The following is a 6,096-nucleotide window of genomic DNA, read 5'->3' as shown; positions in this document are numbered from 1 at the left end:
CTGGGCCAGCATGCGGCACAGCGTGGCCTGCATCGCGGGCGGCACCTGCGGCCCCTCCGGCGTGAGCAGGCCGAAGGCCAGCGCCTGCAGCGCATCGCCCGCCAGCAGCGCGCGCGCCTCGCCGAAGCGCACGTGCACCGTGGGCTTGCCGCGGCGCAGCACGTCGTTGTCCATGCACGGCATGTCGTCGTGCACCAGGGAATAGGCGTGGATCAGCTCCACCGAGCAAGCCGCGCGCAAGGCCGCTTCGTCCAGGCCGCCGACGGCCTCCGAGGCGGCCAGCACCAGCAGGGGCCGCAGGCGCTTGCCGCCGTCCAGCACCGCGTAGCGCATGGCCTCGCCCAGGCCTGCCGGCGCATCGCTGCATACCCAGCGCGACAGGGCGTCCTCCACGCGCGCCAGTTGCGCATGGCTCCAGCCGCCGAGGTCGAACGGGGCATGAAGCGGGGTGGGCACGGTGGATGGGCCCAGAGGGGTCGGTACTGCCGCCATGGTGGGGGTCACTCCTGCGTCCATGGTTGCAGCGCTCCTTCGTCCAATACCTTGATCTGGTCCTGCACCGCTTCCAGCCGGCCGCGGCAAAAGGCCAGCAACTGCGCGCCGCGCTGGTAGCCCGCGAGCATCTGTTCCAGGGGCAACTGGCCCGACTCGATGCGTCCCACGAGTTGCTCCAGCTCTTCCAGCGCGGCTTCGTAGCTGGCGGGTTCGGGGAGTTTCGGGGGAACGGCGGAGGCCTTGGGCATGGAACGGGGGGGCGGCGAACGCGCAGGTAAAACGGGTGATTTTAGGCGCACCCTCCTTCGGGCGGGCGGCGGCGGGTGGGGGGCACGTGGAAAATGGCTGGCACCTTGGCGACACCATCGGCGCGCAAGCCTTGCCCGGCGCGCTCAAGCATGTCCGGCCAATACACATACGGGGGGAGCGGAAATAACCCCACCGGCTACAATCCCATTCCCTTCGGGCCGGCTTGCATGCCGGTTTCTTTTTTTCCGTGTGCACTTCACGCACCCTCCCTGTGGGGAGTCTTTAGGTCAGGTCACCCATGTCTGATTTAAGTCTTCAACTGCAGCAGGCCGCAAGCCAACTACCAGTTTCAAGCTACTTTGACGAAGCGCTGTTCCAGCGCGAGCTGGAGACCATCTTCCAGCGCGGGCCCCGCTATGTGGGGCACCAGCTTTCCGTGCCCGATGCGGGCGACTACTATGCCCTGCCGCAGGAAGGCGAGGGCCGTGCGCTCGTGCGCAACGCGCAGGGCGGCGTCGAGCTGATCTCCAATGTGTGCCGCCACCGCCAGGCGGTGATGCTCAAGGGCCGCGGCACCCTGCAGGGCCACGGCAAGGGCCATGCGGGCGGCAACATCGTGTGCCCGCTGCACCGCTGGACGTATTCGCCCGGCGGCCAGCTGCTCGGCGCCCCGCACTTCGCGCAGGACCCCTGCCTGAACCTCAACAACTACGGACTGCGCGAGTGGAACGGCCTCCTGTTCGAGGACAACGGCCGCGACATCGGCGCCGATCTGGCCGGCATGGGGCCGCGCGCCGAACTGAGCTTCGACGGCTTTTCGCTCGACCGCGTGGAAATGCACGAGTGCAACTACAACTGGAAGACCTTCATCGAGGTCTACCTCGAGGACTACCACGTGGGCCCGTTCCACCCGGGCCTGGGCAATTTCGTTACCTGCGAGGACCTGAGCTGGGAGTTCCAGAAGCACTACTCGGTGCAGACGGTCGGCGTGGCCTCCACCTTCGGCAAGCCCGGCTCCGACATCTACCGCAAATGGCACGACGTGCTGCTGCAGTACCGCGAAGGCAAGCTGCCCGAACGCGGCGCGATCTGGCTCACCTACTACCCGCACATCATGGTGGAGTGGTATCCGCATGTGCTCACCGTCTCCACGCTGCACCCCGTCAGCCCGACGAAGACGATGAACATGGTGGAGTTCTACTACCCCGAGGAGATCACCGCCTTCGAGCGCGAGTTCGTCGAGGCCCAGCAGGCCGCCTACATGGAAACCTGCATCGAGGACGACGAGATCGGCGAACGCATGGACGCCGGCCGCCGCGCCCTCTACGAGCGCGGCGACAACGAGGTCGGCCCCTACCAGAGCCCGATGGAAGACGGCATGCAGCACTTCCACGAGTGGTATCGCGCCGCCATGGGCGATGCGGTACCCCGGCGCTGACGCCGATCCGATTGCTATAAAAACAATAGCTACCACCGCATGATCCACTAGGGCATGCGGCCTCTTTTACTCCAAACCCCCTCATTCCCATGCAAGCGCTCTGGATGGTGTTGGCCGCGTTCCTCTTCGCCAGCATGGGCGTGTGCGTCAAGGTGGCGTCGGCCTACTTCAACTCGGCCGAACTGGTGTGCTACCGCGGCATCATCGGCATGGCGATCCTGTGGGCGCTGGCGCGCTCGCAGCGGGTCAAGCTGGGCACGCACTACCCGGGCATGCATGCCTGGCGCAGCCTGATCGGCGTGGTCTCGCTGGGCTCGTGGTTCTATTCCATCGCCCACCTGCCGCTGGCCACGTCGATGACGCTCAACTACATGAGCAGCGTGTGGATCGCGGCGTTCCTCGTCGGCGGCGCGCTGCTGGCCTGGCGGCCGTCGAGCAGCAGTTCGCGTCCGCCGCTGCAGGGCACGCTGGTGTTCACCGTGATGGTGGGCTTTGCCGGCGTGGTGATGATGCTGCGCCCCAGCCTCGACCAGCACCAGATGTTCGCCGGCCTGATCGGGTTGCTGTCGGGCCTCACCGCCGCGTTCGCCTACATGCAGGTGATGGCGCTGTCGCGCCTGGGCGAGCCCGAGACGCGCACGGTGTTCTATTTCGCGGTGGGCTCGGCGGTGGCCGGTGGCGCGGGCCTGCTGCTCACGGGCACTTCGGAGTGGCCGGGCTGGCCCAGCCTGTGGCTGCTGCCCATCGGCGTGCTGGCGGCGGCCGGCCAGCTGTGCCTGACGCGGGCCTATGCCACCGCGCGCACCTCTCGCGGCACGCTGGTGGTGGCCAACCTGCAGTATTCGGGCATCGTGTTCGCGGCGCTGTACAGCGTGCTGCTGTTTGGCGACGACATCCCCGCCATCGGCTGGGCCGGCATGGCGCTCATCGTGGTGAGCGGCATCGTGGCCACCGTGCTGCGGGCGCGCGCGGCACCCGGTGCGCCGGCCGAAGAGCACTGAGGCCGCCGATCCGGCGCTGCCGCAGTCGGGTGCCTTTCCCCGGCGCGACCGCCCGTCAGGCCTGTCCGACGCACGCCCCCGCCGCGCCGGACCACAATAAGGGCCTGTCCGCCACCGATTGATTCAGTCCCATGCCGTACACCACCCTCATCTCCGCCGCCGAACTGCAATCCCTCATCGCCAGCGGTGCGCCGCGGATGGTCTTCGACTGCACGTTCGACCTGACGCAGCCCTCGCTGGGCGAGCAGCAATACCGCCAATCGCACATTCCCGGCGCGCTCTACGCGCACCTGGACCGCGACCTGAGCGCCAAGCACGGCGCCCCCGGCGCGGGCGGCACCATCGTCGCCACCGAGGCGGACCAGCCCGCATCGGGCGGGCGCCACCCCCTGCCCAACCGCGACCGGCTCGAAGCCTGGCTCTCGCGCATCGGCTTCACCAACGGCATGCAGGCCGTGGTGTACGACCGCAACGGCGCCAACTACTGCGGCCGCCTGTGGTGGATGCTCAAGTGGGCCGGCCACGATGCGGTGGCGGTGCTGGACGGCGGCCTGCAGGCCTGGACTTCGGCGGGCGGGGACCTCGCCAGCGGCGACGAGCCGGCGCATTTCCAGTCCAACTTCAAGCTGGGCGAGCCCCTGCGCCAACTGGCCACCGCGGCGGACGTGCAGGCCGCCCTGGGGCAGGACCGCCAGACGGTGATCGACGCCCGCGCCCCCGCCCGCTACCGGGGCGAGGTCGAGCCGCTGGACCCCGTGGCCGGGCACATTCCCGGCGCGCTGAACCGCCCCTTCAGCGAAAACCTCGGGCCGGATGGCCGCTTCAAGCCCGCCGCGCAACTGCGCGCCGAGTTCGAGGCCCTGCTCGGCGCCCGCGCGCCCGGCACGGTGGTGCACCAGTGCGGCAGCGGGGTGAGCGCCATCCCGAATGTCCTGGCCATGGAACTGGCCGGTTTCGGAAAAACCACGCTGTTTGCCGGCAGCTGGAGCGAATGGTGCAGTGTTCCTGACCGCCCCGTGGAGCGCGGCTGACCCCTGCGGGAGGGCCGGCCGTGCAGCAGGCGGCCCCCTCTCCAGGGTGGGACAGCCGCTGCGGATTTTGTAAGGCAACTTCCTACACGGGCGGTGCGCCGACCAGACACGCTGCACATCCAAACCCCGACTTAATTTTTGATTGGGCTGAATTCACAATCCATTTCAACGGATCGCGAAACCATGCAAACCGCATGAACCCCGCCAGATCGGTTAAAGGAAAAGGATTCACCATGACCTCCGAACAACTTCTCGCTGAAATCCGCGAAGCCAACCTCACCTACCTGATGTTGGCACAGACCCTGATCCGCCAGGACAAGGCGGAAGCTGTTTTCCGTCTGGGCCTGAACGAAGACGCCGCCGACATCCTCGCCTCGCTGTCGGCCGCTCAGGTGCTCAAGCTGGCCTCCCGCAACACGCTGCTGTGCAGCTTCCGGGTGGACGACAACCTGGTGTGGAGCTTGCTCACCAACCACAACACCCCGAAGAAGGTCGGCAACGAAGCGACCAACACGCTGCACGCCAACATCCTGATGGCCAGCCGCGTGTCCGAAGTGCTCTGAGCGCAGCGCCCGCCGCCCTCACCGCCTCGCCCGCCTGCCGCCGCCCACCCTTCTTCGAAAGCCAGCCATGTCCGCACCCGTCAAGAGCGTCCTCAACGAATCCAAGCAGATCGAACGCGCCGCCATGCTGATCCAGATGGGTGCCCGCATGCAGGTACTGGAGTCGGAAACCACGCTGTCCTACGAGCGCCTGATCCGGCTGTACAAGGAGATCGCCGGCAAGTCGCCGTCCAAGGGCCAGCTGCCCTTCTCGACCGACTGGTTCCTGACCTGGCAGGAGAACATCCACAGCTCGCTGTTCCTGAACATCTACGAATACCTGTCCAAGGGCGTGGACCTGGATTCGGTGGAGCTGCTCACCAAGGCCTACCGCCTGTACAACGAGCAGGTCACCACCGCCGAGATCGAACCCCTGCTGTCCTTCACCCGCGCCTGGCGCCTGGTGAAGTTCGTGGACGCCGGCATGCTGACCCGCACCGCCTGCTCGCAGTGCAGCGGCCAGTTCGTCACCGAGCTGTACGAAAACGCCCGCAACTACACCTGCGGCCTGTGCAATCCGCCCGCCCGTGCCGGCAAGAGCAAGTCGGCCGGTGCGCTGATGCTGCACTGAGCCCCTGCACCGCCAGGCTTTGAGCCAAAAAGCCTTCCAGCGCATATTCCACCAGGGCATATCGCTACAAAATCAATAGCAAATCAAACCATTCGAAAACCCGGCCCTGGCCGGGTTTTTTTCATGGGCACGCCGGGACGGTCGGGACGCCACCGCCCACAGCCCCAGCCCCCATCCGCCCACCGGCCCGTCAGCGCATCGCCAGCAGGATGCGGATGTCCGAGTCCACCGGCAGCGCATAGTCGTAGGCCGCCATGACCGCGTTGCCCTCGGGGCTCACCAGCTTGAGGCTCACGTACACCGTCTGCGGGGTGGCCGCGTACGTGCCCACCACCACCGCCTGCGCCGCCTGGGCGCGGCTCACCTCGCGCACTTCGCGCGAGAGCAGCAGTTCGCCGTCGCCGGGCCGCATGACCAGGTTCTCGCGCAGCTTCAGCTCGGTCACCCGCACGCCGCGCTGCACCAGCCGCCCGGCGATCTGTTCGGAGCACAGGCGGCCCAGCCGGGACGACTCGTTCAGCCGGTCCAGGTGCACCAGCGTGGAGACCAGCACCGGCTGGCGCGGATCGAGCGGCGCGCCCTGCAGCAGCATGTCCGCGGCCTTCTGATTGAATTCGAGCAGGTCGGTCTGCACGCCGCCCGCGGCCGCGCTGCCGTAGTAGAACCGCGCGCAGCCCGGCAGGGCCACCGCCGCGGCGCCGGCCAGCAC

Annotated in this window: 8 protein-coding genes; 5 read left to right on the top strand and 3 right to left on the bottom strand. The window is 67.6% G+C overall.

Features of this window, described 5'->3' with window-relative positions; genetic code table 11:
- A partial coding sequence (locus tag AC27KI_RS17225) for a polyprenyl synthetase family protein (RefSeq protein WP_487114926.1) occupies positions 1-492 on the bottom strand: 492 nt, incomplete at its 3' end.
- 8 nt (positions 493-500) lie between these two features.
- On the bottom strand, positions 501-743 hold the full coding sequence (xseB, locus tag AC27KI_RS17220) for an exodeoxyribonuclease VII small subunit (protein WP_284428961.1): 243 nt from the start codon (positions 741-743) through the stop codon (positions 501-503).
- Positions 744-1,042: 299 nt separating this feature from the next.
- Between xseB and AC27KI_RS17215 the strand changes: the two genes are divergently transcribed.
- From AC27KI_RS17215 to flhC, 5 genes are all read left to right on the top strand, one after another.
- On the top strand, positions 1,043-2,182 hold the full coding sequence (locus tag AC27KI_RS17215) for an aromatic ring-hydroxylating oxygenase subunit alpha (RefSeq protein ID WP_284428962.1): 1,140 nt from the start codon (positions 1,043-1,045) through the stop codon (positions 2,180-2,182).
- A gap of 89 nt (positions 2,183-2,271) precedes the next feature.
- On the top strand, positions 2,272-3,183 hold the full coding sequence (locus AC27KI_RS17210) for a DMT family transporter (RefSeq protein WP_284428963.1): 912 nt from the start codon (positions 2,272-2,274) through the stop codon (positions 3,181-3,183).
- A 131-nt stretch (positions 3,184-3,314) separates the two neighbouring features.
- On the top strand, positions 3,315-4,214 hold the full coding sequence (locus AC27KI_RS17205) for a sulfurtransferase (protein ID WP_487114924.1): 900 nt from the start codon (positions 3,315-3,317) through the stop codon (positions 4,212-4,214).
- Between the two features lie 233 nt (positions 4,215-4,447).
- A complete protein-coding gene (flhD, locus tag AC27KI_RS17200; RefSeq protein WP_092740590.1) occupies positions 4,448-4,777 on the top strand; it encodes a flagellar transcriptional regulator FlhD in 330 nt (109 codons plus the stop codon).
- Between the two features lie 67 nt (positions 4,778-4,844).
- Complete coding sequence (gene flhC, locus AC27KI_RS17195; protein ID WP_272564393.1) at positions 4,845-5,387, top strand: flagellar transcriptional regulator FlhC; 543 nt, start codon at positions 4,845-4,847, stop codon at positions 5,385-5,387.
- A 190-nt stretch (positions 5,388-5,577) separates the two neighbouring features.
- On the opposite strand, the gene AC27KI_RS17190 is transcribed toward flhC, so the two are convergent.
- Positions 5,578-6,096, bottom strand: a complete 519-nt coding sequence (locus AC27KI_RS17190) for a FlgO family outer membrane protein (protein ID WP_487114922.1) — start codon at positions 6,094-6,096, stop codon at positions 5,578-5,580.

It is taken from the genome of Acidovorax sp. KPB24-03, assembly GCF_057546605.1.
This window is presented reverse-complemented; position numbering and strand designations above follow the sequence as displayed.